The 21,281-nt window shown below is 63.8% G+C and carries 19 protein-coding genes; 7 read left to right on the top strand and 12 right to left on the bottom strand.

Features of this window, described 5'->3' with window-relative positions; translation table 11 throughout:
* Positions 1-329: 329 nt before the first annotated feature.
* From PCE31106_RS20900 to wrbA, 7 genes are all read right to left on the bottom strand, one after another.
* Positions 330-1,679 carry an MATE family efflux transporter gene (locus PCE31106_RS20900; RefSeq protein ID WP_150564572.1) on the bottom strand — a complete coding sequence of 450 codons (1,350 nt, stop codon included), beginning with the start codon at positions 1,677-1,679 and terminating at the stop codon, positions 330-332.
* Between the two features lie 37 nt (positions 1,680-1,716).
* Positions 1,717-3,447: an ArnT family glycosyltransferase gene (locus tag PCE31106_RS20895; RefSeq protein WP_017233298.1), complete on the bottom strand. Its 1,731-nt coding sequence runs from the start codon at positions 3,445-3,447 to the stop codon at positions 1,717-1,719.
* A 306-nt stretch (positions 3,448-3,753) separates the two neighbouring features.
* Positions 3,754-4,020 carry a type B 50S ribosomal protein L31 gene (locus tag PCE31106_RS20890; RefSeq protein WP_017233299.1) on the bottom strand — a complete coding sequence of 89 codons (267 nt, stop codon included), beginning with the start codon at positions 4,018-4,020 and terminating at the stop codon, positions 3,754-3,756.
* Between the two features lie 187 nt (positions 4,021-4,207).
* Positions 4,208-5,059, bottom strand: a complete 852-nt coding sequence (locus tag PCE31106_RS20885; RefSeq protein WP_150564571.1) for a M90 family metallopeptidase — start codon at positions 5,057-5,059, stop codon at positions 4,208-4,210.
* A 138-nt stretch (positions 5,060-5,197) separates the two neighbouring features.
* Positions 5,198-6,619, bottom strand: a complete 1,422-nt coding sequence (locus PCE31106_RS20880; protein ID WP_150564570.1) for an FAD-binding oxidoreductase — start codon at positions 6,617-6,619, stop codon at positions 5,198-5,200.
* Between the two features lie 65 nt (positions 6,620-6,684).
* Positions 6,685-7,068 (bottom strand): DUF2069 domain-containing protein, encoded by a 384-nt coding sequence (locus PCE31106_RS20875; protein WP_150564575.1) that lies wholly within the window; start codon positions 7,066-7,068, stop codon positions 6,685-6,687.
* Positions 7,069-7,230: 162 nt separating this feature from the next.
* Complete coding sequence (wrbA, locus tag PCE31106_RS20870) at positions 7,231-7,818, bottom strand: NAD(P)H:quinone oxidoreductase (protein WP_150564569.1); 588 nt, start codon at positions 7,816-7,818, stop codon at positions 7,231-7,233.
* Positions 7,819-8,156: 338 nt separating this feature from the next.
* Here wrbA and PCE31106_RS20865 point away from each other — a divergent pair, with 338 nt between their 5' ends.
* Positions 8,157-9,473 (top strand): YihY family inner membrane protein, encoded by a 1,317-nt coding sequence (locus PCE31106_RS20865; RefSeq protein WP_150564568.1) that lies wholly within the window; start codon positions 8,157-8,159, stop codon positions 9,471-9,473.
* On the opposite strand, the gene PCE31106_RS20860 is transcribed toward PCE31106_RS20865, so the two are convergent.
* From PCE31106_RS20860 to PCE31106_RS20850, 3 genes are read right to left on the bottom strand one after another with little or no spacing between them, the layout of a single operon-like run.
* Complete coding sequence (locus PCE31106_RS20860) at positions 9,463-9,786, bottom strand: Mpo1-like protein (RefSeq protein WP_150564567.1); 324 nt, start codon at positions 9,784-9,786, stop codon at positions 9,463-9,465. The two genes, PCE31106_RS20865 and PCE31106_RS20860, sit on opposite strands and share 11 nt — an antisense overlap.
* Before the next feature lie 32 nt (positions 9,787-9,818).
* Positions 9,819-10,634 carry an alpha/beta fold hydrolase gene (locus tag PCE31106_RS20855; protein WP_150564566.1) on the bottom strand — a complete coding sequence of 272 codons (816 nt, stop codon included), beginning with the start codon at positions 10,632-10,634 and terminating at the stop codon, positions 9,819-9,821.
* A complete protein-coding gene (locus PCE31106_RS20850) occupies positions 10,631-11,938 on the bottom strand; it encodes an O-acetylhomoserine aminocarboxypropyltransferase (RefSeq protein WP_150564565.1) in 1,308 nt (435 codons plus the stop codon). The genes PCE31106_RS20855 and PCE31106_RS20850 overlap by 4 nt, the downstream gene beginning before the upstream one ends.
* Before the next feature lie 423 nt (positions 11,939-12,361).
* Here PCE31106_RS20850 and PCE31106_RS20845 point away from each other — a divergent pair, with 423 nt between their 5' ends.
* From PCE31106_RS20845 to aroC, 3 genes are all read left to right on the top strand, one after another.
* A complete protein-coding gene (locus PCE31106_RS20845) occupies positions 12,362-12,817 on the top strand; it encodes a CBS domain-containing protein (RefSeq protein WP_017233307.1) in 456 nt (151 codons plus the stop codon).
* Positions 12,814-14,733, top strand: a complete 1,920-nt coding sequence (locus PCE31106_RS20840; protein ID WP_150564564.1) for an MFS transporter — start codon at positions 12,814-12,816, stop codon at positions 14,731-14,733. Before PCE31106_RS20845 ends, PCE31106_RS20840 begins: the two co-directional genes overlap by 4 nt.
* Positions 14,734-14,913: 180 nt before the next feature.
* Positions 14,914-16,017, top strand: a complete 1,104-nt coding sequence (gene aroC / locus PCE31106_RS20835; protein WP_150564563.1) for a chorismate synthase — start codon at positions 14,914-14,916, stop codon at positions 16,015-16,017.
* 73 nt (positions 16,018-16,090) lie between these two features.
* Here the strand turns inward: aroC and PCE31106_RS20830 are convergent, their stop codons facing one another.
* Positions 16,091-17,761: an electron transfer flavoprotein-ubiquinone oxidoreductase gene (locus tag PCE31106_RS20830; protein WP_017233310.1), complete on the bottom strand. Its 1,671-nt coding sequence runs from the start codon at positions 17,759-17,761 to the stop codon at positions 16,091-16,093.
* 178 nt (positions 17,762-17,939) lie between these two features.
* On the opposite strand from PCE31106_RS20830, the gene PCE31106_RS20825 reads away from it, so the two are divergent.
* The 3 genes from PCE31106_RS20825 to PCE31106_RS20815 all read left to right on the top strand — a co-directional run bounded on the left by PCE31106_RS20825 (position 17,940) and on the right by PCE31106_RS20815 (position 20,556).
* Positions 17,940-18,716 (top strand): SDR family oxidoreductase, encoded by a 777-nt coding sequence (locus PCE31106_RS20825; protein WP_130026272.1) that lies wholly within the window; start codon positions 17,940-17,942, stop codon positions 18,714-18,716.
* 179 nt (positions 18,717-18,895) lie between these two features.
* Positions 18,896-19,960 (top strand): TRAP transporter substrate-binding protein DctP, encoded by a 1,065-nt coding sequence (gene dctP, locus PCE31106_RS20820; RefSeq protein WP_150564562.1) that lies wholly within the window; start codon positions 18,896-18,898, stop codon positions 19,958-19,960.
* Between the two features lie 182 nt (positions 19,961-20,142).
* Positions 20,143-20,556, top strand: a complete 414-nt coding sequence (locus tag PCE31106_RS20815; RefSeq protein WP_255349099.1) for an acyl-CoA thioesterase — start codon at positions 20,143-20,145, stop codon at positions 20,554-20,556.
* Between the two features lie 51 nt (positions 20,557-20,607).
* Here the strand turns inward: PCE31106_RS20815 and PCE31106_RS20810 are convergent, their stop codons facing one another.
* Positions 20,608-21,153 carry a PAS and helix-turn-helix domain-containing protein gene (locus PCE31106_RS20810; protein ID WP_150564561.1) on the bottom strand — a complete coding sequence of 182 codons (546 nt, stop codon included), beginning with the start codon at positions 21,151-21,153 and terminating at the stop codon, positions 20,608-20,610.
* Positions 21,154-21,281 lie beyond the last annotated feature (128 nt).

Raw genomic sequence — 21,281 nt, 5'->3', positions numbered from 1 at the left:
AGCGGTAGTTCAGTTGGTTAGAATACCGGCCTGTCACGCCGGGGGTCGCGGGTTCGAGCCCCGTCCGCTCCGCCAAACGAAGAAAGCCCAGGCTGATGCCTGGGCTTTTTTTTGTCGTTCGACGTTCATGATTTCGAGTCCTGCAACGGGGCTTTCGGGGCGTTTCGATACTATTTTCTCCCGATGGCTGTCGCCCTGAAAGTGCGTGCGGATTTTTCGCGCAATTTCTTGAAGATGTGCAAATAGTGCGCATCGATGATGGGCGTTGATCGCGCGCGGTAAGCTGTCGGGCCGTGGTGATGTTCCGAGTCGGCCCGAGGCGTGTGCGTTCAGCCTTTGACGCGTACGATCCAGCGCAGATAGCTCAGCAAGCCGACGGCGGCGACCGCCAGGCTCGCGCTGTTGGCGAACCAGAATCCTGCGGCGCCATGCAGCCACGCCGGGGACAGCCCGCCGACGTCGAAGCCCAACACATAACCGCCCCCCAGTCCGACACCCCAGAGCGATACGGCGTAGATGACGGTCGGGATCACCGCAACCTTCCATGCGCGCAACACGAAGACGGCACTCACCTGCAAGGCGTCGAATACGTGATAGCCGGCGACGATGGCGAGTAATGGCATCGCGACCGCCGCGACCAGCGGATCCGACGTATAAGCTGCCAGAACCCACGGCCGGCAGAGTCCCATGACGCTCGCCAGCAACACGCCCAGCAGGCCAGCAAACTCGACGCCGCGGCGCCCGACCCGGCGCGCCAGGCGAAAGTCGCGCTTGCCGATGGCCTGTGCGGTGAGCGTCGCCGTCGCAATCGCAATCGACATCGGCAGCATATACATGAGCGCGCCGAGGTTCGCGGCAATCTGGTGACCGGCGAGCGTCACGTCGCCCAGGCGAGCAATGAAGATGGCCATGAACGAGAACGCCGTCACTTCGATCAGGTAGCTCAGTCCCATGGGTATGCCGAGCTTGAGCAGCGCACGAATCGCCGGCCAGTGCGGCCAGCAGAATCGGGAAAAGGTGGCGAAGGCACGCAACTTCGCGTGACGTGCCATCAGTGTGAGTCCGAGCGCACATGAGACCCAGTTGATGGCGGTCGTGGCAATGGCGCAGCCGGTGCTGCCGAGCGCTGGAATACCCAGCCGTTCGATGCCGTAAATCAGTGCCAGATTCAGCGGGACTTTCAAGGTCAGTCCCGTGACCTGAATGGCCATGACGATGCGGGGCTGCGCCACGGCGGTGGATAGCGAGGAGTACACACGAAAGAGCAGCGCGGCGGGCAGGCCGAACGCGAGCATCTGGAGATAGGCGCTCGCGCGCGCTTCGAGTTCGGGGGATGCTTCGGAGAGTCGCAGAATGAACTGCGGATGCGATAGCAGCAGGACACCCGGCACGGCGAGAAACCCGGCGAGCCAGAACGCCTGCCGCACTTCCTCGCCGATGCTTTCGCGCTCTCCTGCCCCGAAGCGTTGCGCGGCGATCGGGGAGAGCGCCACGAGCACGCCCATCAGGCCGACATACACCGTGATGTAGATCGACCCACCGAGTGCGAGCGATGCGAGATCGAACGCCGAGGCGCGACCGACCATTGCCGTGTCCATCACCCCGAAGGCGATGACGGCCAACTGGCCGATGAGTACCGGCCAGGCCAGTTCGGCAATGCGTTTGATGTCGTGCCACATGGCGTTGCGTGAGCGTCGCTAGGGATGGGGGATGGGGTTAGCGCGGACGCGCCCCGCGCCGCCCCGGACGCTCCTGCAATACATAAAGGCGGAAGCGCTCGTCGCGGTCGGCCGCGCGGCGGCCTTCCCAGAGCTGGCGCCATTCGTAGGGCGCCAGCGACAACGGTTCGCTGTAGTCCTGCGAGTCTTGACGCAGCAGCACGTCGCAATCGTCGTTGGCCGTGCCGAAGCGCATCTTGCCGAAGTAGGCGAACGACGCGAGCTGCGCGTCGCCGACGCGAGCCGTGCGAATGCACGTGTAATCGGCGGGGAGATGGGCGGCGATCTGTGCGGCCACGTCGCGATAGGTTCTGCCGTAGTTCACGACGGGCAGCCACAGCGTCATGAGCAATACCCACATGAGGGTTGTGCCGCCAGACGACAGCACCACGCTGCGCCACAGGACTTTCGGGCTGCGCGACACGCGCCACGCCACCAGTGCGACCCAGGCGCCGGTCACGATCAGGGCGCTGATCAGCGTGACCCAGCTGAACTCGGGGGCGAAGCCCGGGACCAGGCGTCGCAGATTGCGCGCCGTGGAGGCCGGAAAACCGGTGATGCCGGCGAGCCAGACGATCCAGACGAAGCCTGCCAGCACGGTGAACGACAGCACGGCGAACCAGTCGATGGCGTTGACCGTGCCGCGCTTGAGCGTGGGCAGGCCGAAGGCGGCGATGATCGACAGCGCGGGCAGCGCCAGCATGAAGAGCTGATTGCCCTGATGCGCCTGCAGCACGATCAGCACAAGAATCACGACGGCAAAGGCAAGCGCAATCGCGATGTGGGGCGCGCGTCGCATGCCGCGCCACGAGTAAAGCGACCACGCGGCAAGCGGCCATGCGGGCCAGGCAAACAGCGCCAGGTTCTTGGCGATGTAGCTCAGCGAGGCGAGCGTCGGGCCGCTGAAGGTGTCCATGCCGATATCCGTCCACTCGCCGAGCCATTGGCGTGCGCCGCTGGCAAACTTGAGCGCCGCGAGCGGCCACGTGCAGGCAATGAGCAGCGTCACCGGCGTGGAGATCAGCAGTAGCATGCGCAAGGGCAGGGCGCGGCAGACAATGGCAGCGGCAATGCCTGCGAACCAGAGCGAGAGCGTCATCAGCGGCGAGGACGCGAGCGCCATGCCGCCCAGGGCGAGGCCGAACCAGACGGCGCCCTGACGCGGCTTGTCGAGGCTGCGCACGAGGCCGTAAATCGCCATCGAGATAAGCGTGAGCTGTCCGACGGCGGCCGTTGTCTCGTGTCCACGCTCGGCCAGCCCGAAGCAGGCCAGCAGAATCAACAGGGCGCCGTCCGCGAGCGTGCGTCCATAGTCGCGCGGTTCTGGCTCGCCACCAAAGGCGTATTTGAACGGTTGCACTTCGGGGCGGCGACCGAGCAGATAGGTGCCGTACCAGATGAACGTGCAGGTCGCGTAGAAGCACAGCCCGGTGACAATGCGCGCGGCGTCGGGGGCGTCGAGCCACGAGAAGGCGCGTATGGCGAGCGCACCGAGCCACGAGACGAGCGGGCCGGTGTCGTAAATGGGTTTGCCCGCGATGTTCGGCAGCAGCCAGTCGGACAAGTGACCGTGTGCCATCGTCCACATGACGCCGAAACCTGCGGCGTCTTCGTTTTTCCACGGATCGCGACCGAACAACCCCGCCAGCACATAGATGACACAAATGGCGATCAACAGCGAACGCGGTAGCGCGCTGGTGGCGGAGGCGGTGATGCGAACTCGTTTCATAGGCCGGACGACAGGATCGGCACGGCGGCCGGATCGGGGAGACTCAGAGGGCGAGCCGGAACGGGCTCGAAGGTGAAACTCGGGGTGCTGCTCAGGGTAAAACCAAGGGAAAACTCGGGCAAATCGGAAAAGCCGACAGTATGACAGTAAGCCGTGCGGTGGCGCAGACCAGACCCAAGAAAAAAGGGCAGCCTGAGCTGCCCCTTTCCAATGCTTTCCACAACGCCGGCGTGTTGCCCCAAGGTGCTGGCCCGCCAGTCTCTGCCGGGCCCCGCAGCGCGTTGTGTGGCGCGTCGCCGATAAAACTTAGGCGATCTTGCCGCCGGCGCGGTTGCCGAACTTCTGGCGGAACTTGTCGACGCGGCCAGCCGTGTCCATGATGCGCTGTTCGCCGGTGTAGAAGTTGTGCGAAGCCGACGACGTTTCGATCTTCACGAGCGGGTAGCTCTTGCCATCCTTCTCGGCCGTTTCCTTGGTGTGGATCGTCGAGCGGGTGATGAATTCGAAGTCGACGCCGGGCGTCATGTCGCGGAACAGGACTTCGCGGTATTCGGGGTGAATGCCTTCTTTCATGATGTACCTTGGGTTAAGTCGGTAGCCAGTCTGCGCGGGAGGAGGTTCGCCCGAGGTTTGTTACCCCGGGAGGCACCCCGTTGGCCCGCTAACGCCATCGTCGTCATGCGACGGGAGGGACGTCAACCACTTTCCGGGTGAGTAAAACGCGCATTATGCCATGAAAACAATGACTTTCGCAAAGTTTTCACGGGTCGCCGGCGGGCGTGGATGCCGCTGTGCCGGGCGCGGCGTCGCCGGTGCCGGCGCTCACCGCCGGATCTTGCAGGAAATAGCGCGAGAACAGCGCGTACAAGGCGGGATAGGCGTCGCGAAAGGCCTCCGGGGCCACAAAGAACGCCTCGGCGCAGACGGCGAAGAACTCCGATTCGTGTTCGGTGGCGTAGGGGTCGAGCAGCGACGACGAGGCAAACGCTTCCCAGTGGGCATCGGGAACGTTGGACACATCGTGGCAGAACGCCTCGTACGCGGGATCGAAGACATCGCACCAGGCTTCGGGCGTGAGGTCGCCATGCACGCGCCGCAGCATCGGCGGCACGCCGTCGGCTTCGCCGCCTTCCATGTCGATCTTGTGGACGAACTCGTGAATTACCACGTTGTACGCCAGGACATCGCTCGCTTGCACATCCTGCCATGACAGAACGACAGGCCCGCCTTCCCACGCCTCGCCGCTCGCCTCCTGAGCGATGTCGTGCACGACGCCGGCTTCGTCCTGCACGGTTTTGCGAATCAGGAACTCGCCGGGATACAGCACGATGCCCGTCCAACCGCGATACAGCGCGCTCGGCAAATTGAGAATCGGCAGGCAGGCTTGCGCGGCCACCGAGACACACATCGCTTCGGTCAACGGCAGGTCGTGCGCCGTCGAAAAGTGTTTGCGGCCCAGGAAATCGGTCGCGAGGGCGCGCAGCTTGTCGAGGTCGGCCGCGCTGCGGCGTGTCAGGAATGGCAGGGCGCCGACGACTTCGCGCCAGACGGCATCGTCGATCGTGGGGCGTGCGTGGGCGCGTCGGAGGCGGGCGAGCAGGGTTCGGAGCATGAGGAGCGAAGTCGGATGATTTGACGCAGTCGCGGTGAATCTCAGGGGAGGGCCTTTGAGCACCGATGGCGTACCGATGCCAATTTAACTGCTTTTGCGCCGCCGCAACGAGCGTGCCACACAGCGCGGCGGCGGTGCTCAGTCGGGCAGCACCTTGCCCGGATTCATTAGCCCGAGCGGGTCGAAGGCCGTCTTCAGCGTGCGCATCAGTGCGAGTTCGACCGGCGACTTGTAATGCGCCGAGGCGTCGCGTTTGAGTTGCCCGAGGCCGTGCTCCGCGCTGATGGTGCCGTGATGGGCATGCACGCTGTCATGCACGGCGGCGGTGACCGCCGTCTGATGCCGATGAAGGAATTGGGCGGGATCGACGCCTTCGGGCGCCATCACGTTGTAGTGCAGATTCCCGTCACCCAAATGGCCGAAGGTGACCATGCGGGCGCCGGGCGCCACACGCTGCACGATCGGGTCGGTGGCTTTGAGAAACGCGGGCACCCGGGACACCGGCACCGCGATGTCGTGCTTGATGTTGAGCCCCGTGGCCGACTGCGCCAGCGGAATGCTCTCGCGCAAGTGCCAGAGCGCGTTCGATTGCGCCAGGCTGTTCGCGACAATGGCGTCGTGCACGATACCCTGATCGACGGCCGCGTTCAGCAAGCGCTCCAGCAGATCGCGCGCATGCGCTTCACTCTCGTTGTCCGAGAGTTCAAGCAGCACGGTCTGGGCATGAGGTTGCGCGAACGGATAACGCTGCTGCGGGAAGATTTGCGCCACGAGTTGGAGGCAGAAGTGGGACATCAACTCGAAGCCCGTGAGCAGCGGACCTGCCATGCGTTGCGCCAGATTCAGAAGGGCCAGGGCGTGCGCGGGGCTTTCCAGTGCGGCGAGCGCCGTCATGCGCGCCACGGGTTGTGCGAAGAGCTTGAGTGTTGCCGCGGTAATCAGCCCGAGCGTGCCTTCCGCGCCGATGAAAAGATCGCGAAGATCGTAGCCGGTGTTGTCCTTGCGCAGCCCGCGCAAGCCCTCCCACAGTTCGCCTTGCGGCGTGACCACCTCGAGGCCGAGGCACAGTTCGCGCGTATTGCCGTATCGCAACACGGCGGTGCCGCCGGCATTCGTCGCGAGATTGCCACCGATCGTGCAACTGCCCTCGGCGGCCAGGCTCAGCGGGAAGAGGCGCTCCGCGCTGGCGGCCGCCGCCTGCACGTTCGCGAGCAGGCAGCCGGCCTCGGCAGTCAGGGTCATGTTCTCGGCATCCACCTGTCGGATGCGATCGAGACGGCGCAAGCTGATGAGCACCTGACGCCCGCTCGTGTCGGGTGTCGCGCCGCCGGCGAGGCCCGTGTTGCCGCCTTGCGGCACCATCGGCACGCCGTGCCGGACACAAAGGCGCACGAGGGCGGCGACCTGTGCGGCGTCGGCGGGGCGAAGCACGGCGAGGGCGCGTCCGGTATAGCGTTTGCGTTGATCGGTGAGGTAGGCGTCCGTGTCGGCGGCCTCGAGCAGAACGTGGTCACGGCCCAGCAGGTCACGGCACGCGGTGAGGAAGGAGGAGTCGTTCATGTCAGGGGGCGTCACACGATTCGCGCGATCCAAGGTTGGGTAACGCTGAGTCTCGAGGGCAGGCGCTAACGCGCGGCTGCGGCACGGGCTTTCGCGGCTCGCTTGAAGGGCCGCAGATAAAAGATCGTCGAGAAGAAGAAGACGACGGACAGCGCCGTCTCGATCCACGCGAGCGAGGCCGATGCCCCCGTGTCCGTCATGCCGCGCACGACGCCTTCGGCGAGAAACAGCAGGATGAACATGCTGGACCACTGCAGCGTATACAGGTTGCCGCGCAGCACGCCGCGCAGCGGCAGCAGCAACAGCAACGCCTTGAGGACCAGCCACGAGCCACCGGGACGCAGCGGCGCGAGCCATAACTCCCAGGCGAGCGACAGTGCAATCAACGCCAGCAGGCTCGTCACACTGATCAGGCGCAGCCCGCGAGCCCCGCCGGAGGCGGCGGGCATCGGCGGTGGCGTGCGTGGGGGCTGCGCGGGCGCACGCCGGGCATCGGTGTTTTGGGGCATGTCGGGCGGTGTAGCAGTCATGGGCTTGTCGTAATGGCCGTCGTTACTGCGGGAGACCCAATCGCCACGCGCCGGGGGCGGCGTGTGGCGCGGCGCAAACCCTCATTCTGCCAGCTTGTGCGCGGCGCGGGCGAGTCGTGCGCCGAGCGCCGACGCCAACTGACGTTCGTCGGCCGAGAGCGGATTGCCGTCATGCGCGAAATGGGTGGCGCCGTAGGGCGAACCGCCGGTGCGTGTGCTGGAGAGCGCGGGTTCGGAGTAGGGCAGCCCCATCAGCAACATGCCATGGTGCAGCAACGGGATCATCATCGACAGCAGCGTGCTTTCCTGGCCGCCATGCAGGCTGGCGCTCGACGTGAACACGCAGCCCGGTTTCCCGGCCAGGGCGCCCGAGAGCCACTGCGGCGTGGTGCCGTCGAGAAAGTATTTCAGCGCGGACGCCATGTTGCCGAAGCGGGTCGGCGACCCAAGCGCGAGTCCCGTGCATTCTTCCAGATCGCGCAATTCGACGTAGGGTGGGCCGCTGTCGGGAATGTCCGGTGCGCTCGCTTCACATACCGTGGAAACGGCGGGGACGGTGCGCACGCGCGCTTGCGCGCCGGGCACGCTGTCGATGCCGGCTGCGATGCATTGGGCGAGTTGTGCCGTGGTGCCGTGGCGGCTGTAGTACAGGACGAGGATTTCAGTCATGAAGTCGAATCGGCGGGTCGGTGGTGGCGGGCAGATCGATGTCGGGGCGTCGACTCGAGGTAGCGAGATCAAGCGGTCTGGCTGCGCGTTGTGTCGTTGCAGTTCGACCCGGTTGTCGGGAACGCCTGCGTCAGACGTAAGGCGGAAAACCTGCCCGAGCCTTGGGCCTTGGGTGAAAGCCGGGTGGAGAAGGAACAGAAAAGGAACGGAAAAGTGCGGGTATTATAGGGCGTTCCTATTGGCGTAACGGCTTAACCGCTTAACCGCGAGGCCCCGTAACGGATCGCGTGGGATGAACGGTTGCCAGCCGCGCCAGCCCTTCCCCTTAGGAGCCCGATTTGCTCAGACTGTCCCGCATCAACTGGAACAACGTTCGCCAACTGCTGAGATACGCGCTTGCGCGGGCGCAGGACGACCGGATTCCGCAAGTGGCGGCGAGCCTGACGTTTACCTCGATCCTGTCGATCGTGCCGCTGTTCGCGGTGACATTCGCGCTGTTCACCGCCTTTCCGATTTTCAATACGTTTCGCGACGCCTTGCAGGGCTTCCTGATCGAGCACCTGATGCCCGAGAGCGTCAATGCCCAGATTTTCAATTACCTGAACCAATTCGCATCGAAGGCGAAAGGCCTGACGGCGTTCGGTTTGATCGGCTTGCTGGTGACGGCTGTGCTCACGTTAATGACGATCGAGTCGGCGTTCAACGTGATCTGGCGTGTGCGACGTCCGCGACCGATCGCACAGCGTCTGCTGATTTACTGGAGTCTGCTCACGCTTGGGCCGCTGTTGATCGGAGTGAGTCTGTCGATCAGTTCGTACGTCTTCACGCAATCGATGTCGCTGGTGAGCACGCTGCCGCCCGTGGTCACCTCGTTGCTCAGCCTGATTCCGCCGGCGCTGACCAGCGTGGTGTTCATGCTGATGTATCTCTACATGCCGAATTGCAAGGTGGACTGGCGCGACGCGCTGGTTGGCGGTGTCGTGGCGGCGCTGGCGTTCGACCTGACCAAGCGGGGCTTCGGCATGTACATCCGGCAGTTTCCGACCTACACGGCCGTGTATGGCGCATTCGCGGCGGTGCCGATCTTCTTGCTCTGGATCTACCTGTCGTGGCTGGTGGCGCTGATCGGCGCGACGATCACGTCGGTCCTGCCCGCGCTGCGTCTCGGGCATTTCCAATACCCCCGCTTTCCGGGGAGCGATCTGCTGGACGGCCTGACGCTGATCCACTTGCTCAATCTGGACCGCGAAGCCGGCGGTAGCGGTCGCACGATGGCGCAACTGGCGGGTACGATGCGCACGAGCCTCGATCATGCCGGTGACCTGCTCGCTCGGCTTGAGCGCATGGGTTGGGTCGGACGGCTGACGATGCAGCCACCGGTGGAGCGTTGGCTGCTGCTCGCGAACCCGCGTACGACGACCCTGGCGCCACTGGTCGCGCAGCTGGCCCTCAACGTCGACGAGCTGGCGCGGCAAATGGAGCGTCACGCGCTCGATGGCGCGCATGTTGCCGACATTCTGCGCGAAGGAAAATGGGACGTGCCCCTGGCCGACGCGCTACCGCGCGATGTCACACCGGACGACGACGGTGGCGACACGTCGTGTCTTGGCGTGGATCACAAGGGGCACGAGCCCGAAGCAGGCGCTAGAGCTTGATACGGCCGAGACAGATATCCCGAAACATGACCCAGTCGCCCATCAGGCTGTAGATCGGATGGCGGAAGGTGGCGGGCCGGTTCTTCTCGAAAAAGAAATGGCCGACCCACGCGAACGCGTAACCACAGACGACTGCCGCGAGTAGCCACCACGGGTTGCCTGTCAGGGCAAGCGTTGCCAGAAAGGCGATCACGCCCCATGAGCCGACGAAATGCAGACGGCGGCAGACGGCGTTGCGGTGCTCACCGAGATAGAAGGGGTAAAAGTCCGCAAACCGGTGAAACGCCGGCGACTCATCGTGCCCAGGTGTCATGGCAAACCTCCTGCATTGGGAAGTTGATGCGTTCAGTCTCGCATGAATGGCACAAGCGCATCGAGCAGCGCGTCCGGCTGCTCCGTCATGATCGCGTGGCCGGCATTGACGACCTTGACCGAAACGGGGGCACCAGCGTCGCGCAACGCATCGAGCAGGGCTTGCGCTGCGCGGGGCGGCGTCATCTGATCGCGTTGCCCCAACACGGCGAGCACCGGACATCGAACCTGCGCAGCCGCCGCCATCCCTCGATCGTAGCGATTGCACGCCTCGAAGTCGGTAAGAAACACCCTGGCGGGATTGCGTTGCGCCACGCGCTCCATCAAGCGTTGATTGACGCCCCATGTCCAGAAACCGGGGCTGGGCGCCGATGGCTTGGCGGCGATCGTGCTGTGCGACCAGGCGTTGACGAGGGCGATGGCCTCCGGCTCACGTTCGGCGGCGGCCTCGAGGAGGACATCGGAGACTTTCATCGGGTAAGCGGTGCCCACCAGGGCGATACGGGACACCCGATCGGGGTGGCGGGCGGCGGCGTCCAGCGCAATCAGCGACCCCATGCTGTGCCCCACCCAGGTCGCTTTTCCGATGCCGGCGGCATCGAGCACGGCGACCACGCGATCGGCCATCGCTTCAATGGTCGTCAATGGGGCGCCCGTGCTGCGGTGATGTCCGGGCAGATCGAGCGCGAGTACGTTCATGCCGTGATGGGCGAGGTACCGGCTCTGTAACCCCCACACGCTGTGATCGTGCTGTGCGCCATGCAGGAAGACGACCGTCGGCAGCGCGGGATCCATCGATTTGCCGGCGGTGTAGGCGTAGACGTTGTTGCCATGGATGTCGAACTTCATCGTGCGTGTCCCTTGGCCGTGGATTTGACGGCCGCCTTCAGACCGCGTTTGAGATCCTGGATCAGGTCGTCTGGGTCTTCCAGGCCGATCGACAGGCGTACGGTGCCCTCTCCGATACCCGCCGCCGCGAGCGCCGCGGCGTCCATGCGGAAATGCGTGGTGGAGGCAGGGTGAATGACCAGGGAGCGTGCGTCGCCGACATTGGCCAGATGCGAGAAGAGCTGCAGCGATTCGATGAAACGACGCCCGGCCTCCCGGTCGCCCTTCAGATTGAAGCTGAAGACGGCACCCGCGCCGCGCGGGAGCAGTCGCTTGGCCAGTGCGTAGTCGGGATGCGACGCCAGTTCCGGATAGGCGACGCTTGCCACCGCCTCGTGCCCCGCCAGGAACGCCACCACCCGACGTGCGTTGTCGACGTGCCGCGCCATGCGAAGTGGCAGCGTTTCGAGGCCTTGCAGCAGTTGCCATGCCGCCTGCGGATGCAGGCATGCGCCAAAGTCGCGCAAGCCCTCGCGTCGCGCGCGCAACAGGAATGGCGCGACCGAGCTCTCCTCGGCGAAGACCATGCCGTGGAAGCCGTCGTACGGCTCGGTCAGTTCGGGAAATTTGCCGCTTCGCTCGAAGTCGAACGTGCCCCCGTCGATCAGAATGCCGCCGATGGTCGTGCCATGTCCTCCGAGGAACTTGGTAGCCGAGTGATAGACGATATCGGCGCCATGATCGAACGGCTGAATGAGCCACGGTGTGGTGAACGTGCTGTCGACCATCAGGGGCACGCTCGCGTCATGAGCGATCTCCGCGACTTGGGCGATGTCGAGGACGTCGAGCCCCGGATTGCCAAGCGTTTCGCCAAAGAACAGCCGGGTCTCGGGGCGCACGGCGGCGCGCCAGCCGTTCAGGTCGCCAGGGCGCACGAAGGTGGTCTCGATGCCGAAGCGGCGCAGTGTGTAATGCAGCAGATTGTGCGAACCGCCGTACAGCGCGCTGGACGCCACGATGTGCGAACCCGCGCCCATCAGGGTTGCGATGGCCAGGTGCAGCGCGGCCTGGCCGCTTGCCGTGGAAATGGCGCCGACGCCGTTTTCCAGTGCGGCCATGCGCTCTTCGAAGACGGCATTGGTCGGGTTGGAAATGCGCGAATAGACATGGCCGGCGCGTTCCATATTGAAAAGCGCGGCTGCCTGGTCGGCATCGGAGAAGACAAACGACGTGGTCTGGTAGATCGGCGTGGCGCGAGCCCCGGTGGCGGGGTCGGGGGCGGCCCCGGCGTGCAGGGCAAGCGTGTCGAAGTGCGGGACTGACATGTCGGAGAGGGCCTCTCGGTTGGCTTGACGTTGACTTGACGTTGACTCGACGGCGACTTGGCGCTGGCGGGTGATGCGGACTTCACGTATGCGGCAATCCTAGCACCACCGCCATGCATCTCGACAGGCGCTGCCGCCCCCATTGGCAAAATGCCGGTGCTGTCCGATGTCTGAGGTGCGGCGATGCCCGATCGATCCCCGGAATCGGCCGAAAACCCTCGTCGCACGGACATTGGCGCGTCTTGTTCCTTTCCTTTTCAGACGCTTTCCGATAGCATCTTTCGAACATGATCCAATCACAATAACGAGGGGGACATCGGCGCGCGCGCCGGCGATCCGTCTCGAACGCCGAAGTCTGGCAAATGCGTCCGGTGGCATCGTCCTGCCGCGGTTGCCCGAGCATCTCAACGAGGAGTGTGTGCCATGCGTGTGTCTGACATCCTGAAAGTAAAGGGCAACACCCTTTTCACCGTGACCCCGGAGACGTTGCTGGCCCAAGCCGTCGACACGATGGCGGAGCATGACATTGGTTCGCTCGTCGTGATGGAGTTCGGCGATCTCGTGGGGATGCTCACGTTCCGCGAAATCATCAATACGATCAGCAAGAACGGCGGTACGGTTGGCAGTTCCACAATTCGCAAAGTCATGGACGACCATCCGCTCACCTGCACGCCGGAGACGGATGTCGACGAAGTCCGGCGCATGATGCTCGAGCGTCACGCCCGTTATTTGCCCGTCATGGACAATCGCACGCTCATGGGCGTGATTTCCTTCTACGATGTGGCGCGTGCCGTCGTCGAGGAGCAATCCTTTGAAAATCGCATGCTCAAGGCCTACATTCGCGACTGGCCGGCCGAGGAAGCGGAAAACACCAAGTGAGTGAGGCCAGCCAGCGCGGGGCACGCGGCGAGGGCCACCAATCACGACTGTTGAAAGAGCGGCGCTTTGCGCCGTTCTTCTGGACCCAGTTTCTCGGTGCGATGAACGACAACGTGTTCAAAATCGCATTCACGTCGCTCGTCACCTATCACGCATCGCTTTTTCAGAACGTCGACGGCAAGACGGCGGCGTTCCTCATCTCGGCCATCTTCATCGCGCCGTTCCTGTTGTTTTCCGCGACCAGCGGGCAAATTGCCGATAAGTGGGACAAGGCGCGCCTGATCCGTTTCGTCAAGTCGCTGGAGATCGCGATCATGGCGCTCGGCGCGGCCGGCTTCCTCTGGGCAAGCGCGCCGCTGCTGTTCGTGTGCACCTTCCTGATGGGACTTCACTCCACGCTCTTTGGGCCGGTCAAGTACGCCTATCTGCCTCAGCACCTGGCCACGCGCGAACTGGTGGGGGGGAACGGTCTGGTCGAAATGGGCACGTTCGTGGCCATCCTGATCGGCACGATTGTCGGCGGCGAACTGGCTGGCGCCGGGGCGGGCTCGCTGCCGTGGATCGGCGGCGTTTGCGTCGGACTGGCCTTGTTGGGCCGGCTGGCGTCGACGTGGGTGCCGCAAACGCCCGCGGCGCAGCCGGATCTGCGCATCAATTGGAATCCGTTGACCGAGACGTGGAGAAATCTGTGCATCGCGCGTACGGACCGTGCGGTCTTCCAGAGTCTGCTCGGTATCTCGTGGCTTTGGTTTCTCGGGGCGACCTTTCTCGCGTCGTTTTTCAACTTCGCACATGACGTGCTCGGCGCCGGTCCGGGTGTCGTCACGCTGCTGCTGGCCATGTTCTCCCTGGGCATCGGGATTGGGTCGCTGTTGTGCGAGCGGCTTTCGGGCGGCAAGGTGGAAATCGGACTCGTGCCGTTCGGCTCGATCGGCATGACGGTGTTCGCGGTCGATCTTTATTTTGCGAGTCGGGGCGGCGCTCACGGCGCGGCCTTGCAGACGGTGGCGCAGTTCGCTTCGCAACCGGCCCATTGGCGCGTGCTGGTGGACCTGTTCCTGCTGGCGATGTTCGGCGGCTTCTACAGCGTGCCGTTGTACGCGCTGATCCAAAGCCGTAGCGCGCCGTCGCATCGCGCACGCATCATCGCAGCGAACAATATCCTCAACGCGTTGTTCATGGTCGTGTCGGCCCTCATGGCGATGGCGCTCACGAAGGCCGGGTTCACCATCGACCAGTTGTATCTCGTCACCGGCATTCTCAACGCGCTGGTGGCCGTCTATCTATACCTGCGACTCCCGGAATTCCTGATTCGCTTCGCGATGTGGCTGCTGTTGCACACCCTCTATCGCATCGACGTCAAAGGGGCGGATCAGATTCCGGACGACGGGCCATGCCTGCTGGTCTGCAATCACGTCAGCTTTGCCGATGCTGTGGTGATCGGGGCGTCGATCCGGCGTCCGGTTCGCTTTGTGATGGACCACCGTATTTTCCGCATCCCGGTGCTGTCGTGGTTCTTTCGTACGGTCGGCGCCATTCCCATTGCCCCGGCGCACGAAGACGCAGTCGCGCTCGAGCGCGCCTACCGGCAGATCGCAGACGCGCTGGCGGCGGGCGACGTCGTTTGCCTCTTTCCTGAGGGTAAGCTCACGGCATCCGGCGAGCTGCAGGTCTTCCGTCAGGGGGTGCAGCACATCGTCGAGCGCACGCCCGTGCCGGTCGTGCCGATGGCGCTGCGCGGGCTGTGGGGAAGTTTCTTTTCGCGACATGGTGGCGCGGCAATGTCACGGCCGTTCAAGCGTGGCATTCTGAACCGGCTCGAGCTTGTCATCGGGGCGCCGGTGTCGCCTGCGCAGGCGACGCCGGAAACCCTGCGCGACAAGGTGCTCAAGCTGCGCGGCCCCTGGCCGGTGTGAGGGGCGTCTCCTCGTGAATCGCGGTCGTGGCTCGGAAGTCTCCGATGCCACGCCCCAAAAAGCGCCCAAAATGCCGCCGGCCGGTCGTTTAGCGCCCTCGACCGTCGCACAGGGCGGCGCGGTGTGGCGGGATCGCTGGCATAATAGGGCCTTCCCGTCCTCCCCGAACCCGATCCCCGTATGTCTGGCAATACGCTTGGAACTCTGTTTACCGTCACCACTTTCGGCGAATCGCATGGCCCGGCCATTGGCTGCGTGATCGATGGCTGTCCGCCGGGAATGGCGCTCACGGAAGCCGACATCCAGGGGGAGCTGGATCGCCGCCGTCCTGGCACGTCGCGCCACGTTACGCAGCGCAACGAACCGGACGCCGTCGAGATCCTCTCTGGTGTGTTCGAGGGCGTGACGACGGGGACGCCCATCGCACTGCTGATCCGCAATACCGATCAACGCAGCAAAGACTACGGCAACATCGTCCAGACGTTCCGCCCCGGACATGCCGATTACACCTATCTGCAAAAGTACGGCGTGCGCGATTACCGCGGTGGCGGACGCTCGTCCGCACGTCTCACGGCGCCCGTCGTTGCCGCCGGCGCCGTCGCCAAGAAGTGGCTGGCCGAAAAATTTGGCGTGCAGGTGTACGGCTGCATGACGCAACTCGGCGACATCGAGATCGCACAGACGGATTGGTCGCAGGTGTCGCAGAATCCGTTCTTCGCTGCCAACGCGGAAGTCGTCCCGCAACTGGAAGCGTATATGGATGACCTTCGCAAGGCGGGCGATTCGGTCGGGGCGAAGCTGCGCGTTGTGGCGACCGGCGTTCCGGTGGGTCTTGGAGAGCCGCTGTTCGATCGCCTGGATGCCGATATCGCCCACGCGATGATGGGCCTGAATGCCGTCAAGGGCGTGGAGATCGGTGCGGGTTTCCGCAGCGTCACGCAAAAGGGGTCGGAGCACGGCGACGAACTGACGCCGGAGGGCTTCGTCGGGAACAACGCCGGCGGCGTTCTGGGCGGCATTTCGACCGGTCAGGATATCGACGTGTCGATCGCGATCAAGCCCACGTCGAGCATTCGTACACCGCGTCGCTCGATCGACGTTGCCGGTCGCGCATCGACGGTGGAAACGTTCGGGCGGCATGACCCTTGTGTGGGAATTCGCGCGACGCCGATTGCCGAAGCGCTGCTCGCGCTCGTGTTGATCGATCACGCGTTGCGTCATCGCGCGCAGTGTGGCGACGTGCACGTGAACACGCCGGTTATCGCGGCGCGCGTGCCGGACTGACGAGGCGCAAGGCGAACGCCAGGCGTCGTCAGCCGGAGTGAAGGCCGCCGGGCGAACCGGCGGCGATACCGCATTACATATTCGGGTAGTTCGGCCCGCCCCCCCCTTCCGGCGTAACCCACACGATATTCTGCGTCGGGTCCTTGATGTCGCAAGTCTTGCAATGCACGCAGTTCTGCGCGTTGATTTGCAACCGCTCGGACTCATCCTCGTTCTTCACGAACTCATACACGCCTGCCGGGCAATAGCGCTGCTCAGGCCCCGCGTATTCGGAGAGATTGATGCCAACCGGCACGCTGGGATCCTTGAGCGTGAGATGCGCCGGTTGGTTCTCCTCGTGGTTGGTGTTCGAGATGAAGACCGACGACAGACGATCGAACGTAAGCTTCCCATCCGGCTTGGGGTAGGCGATCGGCTGACATTGCGCGGCCGGCAGCAGGCACTCATGATCGGCCTTCTTGCGGTGAATCGTCCATGGCATCTTGCCGCCGAGCAGCTTTTGCTCGATGCCGGTCATGATCGTGGCCACGGTCAGGCCCTTCTTGAACCACTGCTTGAAGTTGCGCGCCTTGTTCAGCTCTTCGTGCAGCCACGATTGCTCGAACGCGGCCGGGTAGGCGCTGAGTTCGTCACGCTGGCGCTCGGCCACCAGCGCGTCGAAGGCGGCATCGGCTGCCATCATGCCGCTCTTGATAGCGGCGTGGCTGCCCTTGATCCGGCTGACATTGAGGAAGCCCGCTTCGCACCCAACCAGCGCACCGCCCTTGAAAACGAGCTTCGGCAGGGCCAGCAGACCGCCCGCTGTAATGGCACGTGCACCGTATGAAATGCGCTTGCCCCCTTCGAGGAAGTGACGAATCGACGGATGCGTCTTGTAACGCTGGAACTCCTCGAACGGCGACAGGTACGGATTGCCGTAGTCGAGCCCAACGATGAAACCGACCGCCACCTGATGATTGGGCAGGTGGTAGAGGAACGAGCCGCCGTAGGTTTGCGCGTTGAGCGGCCAGCCGGCCGTGTGGATGACGAGACCTTCCTTGTGCTTGGCCGGGTCGATTTCCCACAGTTCCTTGATGCCCAGGCCGTAGGCCTGCGGATCGCGGCCTTCGTCAAGATTGAACTTGCGCATCAATTGGCGACCCAGGCTGCCCCGTGCGCCTTCCGAGAAGATCGTGTACTTGGCGTGCAGTTCCATGCCCAGTTGGAAGTTCTCGGTCGGTTCGCCGTCCTTGCCGACGCCCATGTTGCCGGTCGCCACGCCCATGACCGCGCCGTTCTCGTCGTACAGGATCTCGGCGGCCGGGAAGCCCGGGAAGATTTCGACGCCCAGCGCTTCGGCTTGTTGCCCGAGCCAGCGCACGACATTGCCCAGGCTGATGACATAGTTGCCGTGATTCTGGAAGCAGGCGGGCAGCAGCCACGACGGCGTGGGGGTCGCGCCGGTCTCGTTCAGGAACAGGAAGCGATCTTCAACGACCGGGGTGTCGAGCGGTGCACCAAGGGCTTTCCAGTCGGGGATGAGTTCGGTCAGCGCTTGCGGATCCATGACCGCGCCGGACAGGATGTGCGCCCCGATTTCCGAGCCTTTTTCCAGGACACATACGGAAATCTCCTTCCCCGCCTCCTGCGCGCGCTGCTTCAAACGGATTGCCGTGGACAGGCCGGCCGGACCGCCGCCAACAACGACGACGTCATACTCCATCGACTCCCTCGGGCCGTACTGCTCAAGCAGCTTGGGATCCATTGATGCTCCTGTTATAAACGTTAGAATTCGTGGGTGCGGCCATTTTCCGGGAATGGGGGGCACCTCGCAACCGCATATTAATAGCACGATCGTTCGGTATGGTAGGTAAGCAACTCTAGCGGCAGGCCATGCGGCGTCGCCGTTGTTCAATGGGTGTCCAGGCGCGAGGGAGAAGACGATGGGGCGTTCGCTGAATCTCGAAGGGAAAGTGGCGATGGTGACGGGGGCCTCGAGCGGACTTGGCATGCAGTTTGCCAAGGTGCTGGCCCAGGCCGGGGCAAAGGTCGTGCTGGCCAGCCGGCGTGTCGAGCGGCTCAAGGAATTGAGGGCGGAGATCGAGGCACAAGGCGGTGCGGCGCACGTCGTTCCTCTCGATGTGACCGACTACGACAGCATTCGCGCCGGGGTGGCTCATGCCGAGACCGAGGCGGGGGCCATTGATATTCTGATCAACAACTCCGGTGTGTCGACCCAGCAGCGTCTGGTCGACGTTACGCCCCAGGACTACGACTACGTCCTGAACACCAACACGCGCGGCACCTTCTTCGTGGCGCAGGAAGTCGCCAAGCGCATGATTCGGCGGGCAAAGGGCGACCCGCAGCGCCAGCACCGGATCATCAATGTGGCGTCGGTGGCTGGGCAGCGCGCGATTTCCATGCTCGGCGTGTACTGCGTGAGCAAGGCGGCGGTCATCCACATGACCCGTGCGATGGCACTCGAATGGGGACGTTACAACATCAATGTCAATGCGTTGTGTCCGGGCTATATCGACACCGAGATCAACCACGAGCATTGGCAGACCGACGCCGGTCGCAAGCTCGTTCAGATGCTGCCCCGCCAACGCGTCGGGGAACCGAGCGATCTGGACGGGCTGATTCTGCTTCTTGCCTCAGACGATTCCAGGTTTATCAACGGGTCGATCATGACGATCGACGATGGTCTGGCGGTCGGCTGAGCCTCGTCAGGCCTTGTGCCACGGCGATTTGGCGAATTGGGCAGGCTCGCTGCAATGCGACAATCCGGGATTGTCCGAGGCAGTCAGCGTAGCGGCGACAAGCGCATAATTCTCGGGTGCTAATGGGGTCGTGAAGGACGTCGTGCTGACGTCGGATCCCGAAACATCTTGAGGACAACATGTTGAATCAAGGCTGGCGTGCGCTCGTCGGCGTCGCGCTCGCCCTCGCCGCAATTGCGCTGCCGGTGGCCGCGCAGCCCTACAAGGCCGAATACTCGCTGTCGATCATGCCCGATGCCGGCACGCCCTGGGGCAAAGGCACGCAACTTTGGGCGGACATGGTGCGCGAGCGTACGCGTGGGCGCATCAACATTCGACTGCATACAGGCGCCTCGCTCGTGGGTGGCGACCAGACGCGGGAATTCTCCGCATTGCGTCAGGGCGTGATCGACATGGCGGTCGGCTCGACGATCAACTGGTCGTCCGCGATTCCCGAATTCAACGTTTTCTCCCTGCCATTCCTGCTGCGTGGCTGTCGTTCTCTTGATGCCCTGACCCAGGGCGACGTCGGGCGCGAGCTGTTTCGCCGCGTGGAAGAGCAGGGCGTTGTACCGCTGGCGTGGGGCGAGAATGGTTTTCGGCAACTGAGCAACTCTCGCCGTTCGATCCGTGCGCCAGAGGATATGCGCGGCCTGCGTTTCCGTGTTGTCGGGTCATTGCTGTTCAACGACATCTTCACGGCATTGGGCGCCGTGCCGACTCAGATGACGTGGAACGATGCGGTGCGCGCGCTGCGCGCACGCAAGATCGACGGCCAGGAAAATCCGATCACGGTCTTCAACAATGTGCGGCTCGATACGTTGGGACAGCGCTTCATCACGGTGTGGGATTACGTCGCCGATCCCATCGTGTTCTCCGTCAACCGACAGGTCTGGGATAGCTGGTCGCCGCAGGATCGCGACATCGTTCGCGACGCAGCCATCGAGGCGGCGCGATTCGAAGTGACGCTCGCAAGAGAAGACGCGATGCGCGGCGAGAATGCCGCGTGGGACGATCTGGCAGCGCGCGGCGTGAAGGTCACGCGACTCACGCCGGAACAACGCCAGCGCTTTGTCGACGCAACGCGTCCCGTCTATGCGAAATGGAAAGTGCTGGTCGGGCGCGATCTGGTCGACAAGGCCGAGGCCGCCGTGAGAGACGAGGCAACGATCGCCAAGACGCACGACGGCGGCGCGCGCAAGTAGTTGTGCCGGCTCGCGTCGGAAATGTCTGGGGCGGTGGTCTCACGCGATTCTGAAAAGGCAGCCGCTCGTCGTCAATCGCCGAGGGTTGGCGCACGCCAAACGCTCCGACGCGCTACACTTTCTCCCCATGACGTCCTGTCACTACGCGGCAGGGCGTCGATTTTCAATATGGGGAATTTGCAGTGTCGTCAGAATACAAAGAAGTCTTTCGGATGAGCATGCCCATTCGCTGGGGCGATATGGATGCCTTCGGGCATGTGAATAACACCGTCTACTTCCGCTACATGGAGCAGGTCCGTATCTCGTGGTTGGAGTCGCTCGACATCGCGTCGGAAGAAAGCTCGACGGGCGAGGGGCCGGTGATCATCAACGCGAACATGACGTTCTTGCGTCAGTTGCGCTATCCCGGCGATATCGATTGCCGCATGTCGGTAGGCGCGCTAGGCCGAAGCAGCGTCGACACACGTTTTGAGCTGCGCCGCGCCGATACGCCCGATGTCCTCGTCGCCGAGGGCGGTGCGAAGATCGTTTGGGTCAACTACAAAGCGGAAAAGTCGGTGCCGCTGCCGGAGGCGGTGCGCGCGTTGATGGCGTGAGGCTTGTTTCGGTGAAGCGGGAAGGGGGCGCTGCCTGCCCCCTGGCGTTCCTCAGTTGCCGAGGAGTCGCTGAACGAGTTCGGTCGCCGTGCCGGCGCCGTATTTCTGCATCAGGCGGGCGCGATAGATGTCGACGGTTCGCGGGCTGATGTCGAGAATCTTGCCGATCTGCTTGCTTGTCTTGCCCTGCACGAGTTGCGCCGCGATTTCGCGCTCGCGCGCGGTCAGTGCCACGGCGACGCGACGTGTGGCCGACATGTCCTCAAAGGTCCAGAGGCCGGCGGCGTGGGGGTCTTTCACGTCGAGCGAGCGACCCGTCACGTGGCACCAGAACAGTTCGCCGCTGGCCCGGCGCATGATGCGCTCGTCAGCATAGACGCCCTGCGTGCTCATGATCGGCGGAATGCGCTCGCCAATGCGCTCGAACTCCTTGGGGGACGGATACAGCACCTGGAACGACTGACCGATCAGGGCCTCGGGCTCGTAGCCGAAGATCTTGCCAAGCTGTCGATTGCAGTCCTCGATGATGCGCTGGCGCGAAATGACCAGGCCGACGGGTGCGATGTGAAAAGCGGTCTGGTAGTCGAACGTCGGCATGGGGGAGCGGCGCGGATCCTGTCTGGGCGCGTGCCGGTGGATTGCGTGTTACGGCCCGGCGCGCAAGGAGATATGTAATTTCACGTATTGTGCCCGATTTGCCCGGCACCGTAAGCTCTATGATTGCA

Origin of the sequence: Pandoraea cepalis (assembly GCF_902459665.1) — a bacterium.
GTDB classification, from domain to species: domain Bacteria; phylum Pseudomonadota; class Gammaproteobacteria; order Burkholderiales; family Burkholderiaceae; genus Pandoraea; species Pandoraea cepalis.
The sequence above is the reverse complement of the archived record's forward strand: the minus strand, read 5'-3'. Positions and strand labels throughout refer to the sequence as shown.

Bases quoted from the DNA above. Each gene is read 5' to 3' on its own strand.
- PCE31106_RS20900 (WP_150564572.1), bottom strand. From the start codon at position 1,679: ATGTGGCACGACATCAAACGCATTGCCGAACTGGCCTGGCCGGTACTC.
- PCE31106_RS20895 (WP_017233298.1), bottom strand. From the start codon at position 3,447: ATGAAACGAGTTCGCATCACCGCCTCCGCCACCAGCGCGCTACCGCGT.
- PCE31106_RS20890 (WP_017233299.1), bottom strand. From the start codon at position 4,020: ATGAAAGAAGGCATTCACCCCGAATACCGCGAAGTCCTGTTCCGCGAC.
- PCE31106_RS20885 (WP_150564571.1), bottom strand. From the start codon at position 5,059: ATGCTCCGAACCCTGCTCGCCCGCCTCCGACGCGCCCACGCACGCCCC.
- PCE31106_RS20880 (WP_150564570.1), bottom strand. From the start codon at position 6,619: ATGAACGACTCCTCCTTCCTCACCGCGTGCCGTGACCTGCTGGGCCGT.
- PCE31106_RS20875 (WP_150564575.1), bottom strand. From the start codon at position 7,068: ATGCCCGCCGCCTCCGGCGGGGCTCGCGGGCTGCGCCTGATCAGTGTG.
- wrbA (WP_150564569.1), bottom strand. From the start codon at position 7,818: ATGACTGAAATCCTCGTCCTGTACTACAGCCGCCACGGCACCACGGCA.
- PCE31106_RS20860 (WP_150564567.1), bottom strand. From the start codon at position 9,786: ATGACACCTGGGCACGATGAGTCGCCGGCGTTTCACCGGTTTGCGGAC.
- PCE31106_RS20855 (WP_150564566.1), bottom strand. From the start codon at position 10,634: ATGAAGTTCGACATCCATGGCAACAACGTCTACGCCTACACCGCCGGC.
- PCE31106_RS20850 (WP_150564565.1), bottom strand. From the start codon at position 11,938: ATGTCAGTCCCGCACTTCGACACGCTTGCCCTGCACGCCGGGGCCGCC.
- PCE31106_RS20845 (WP_017233307.1), top strand. From the start codon at position 12,362: ATGCGTGTGTCTGACATCCTGAAAGTAAAGGGCAACACCCTTTTCACC.
- aroC (WP_150564563.1), top strand. From the start codon at position 14,914: ATGTCTGGCAATACGCTTGGAACTCTGTTTACCGTCACCACTTTCGGC.
- PCE31106_RS20830 (WP_017233310.1), bottom strand. From the start codon at position 17,761: ATGGATCCCAAGCTGCTTGAGCAGTACGGCCCGAGGGAGTCGATGGAG.
- PCE31106_RS20825 (WP_130026272.1), top strand. From the start codon at position 17,940: ATGGGGCGTTCGCTGAATCTCGAAGGGAAAGTGGCGATGGTGACGGGG.
- dctP (WP_150564562.1), top strand. From the start codon at position 18,896: ATGTTGAATCAAGGCTGGCGTGCGCTCGTCGGCGTCGCGCTCGCCCTC.
- PCE31106_RS20810 (WP_150564561.1), bottom strand. From the start codon at position 21,153: ATGCCGACGTTCGACTACCAGACCGCTTTTCACATCGCACCCGTCGGC.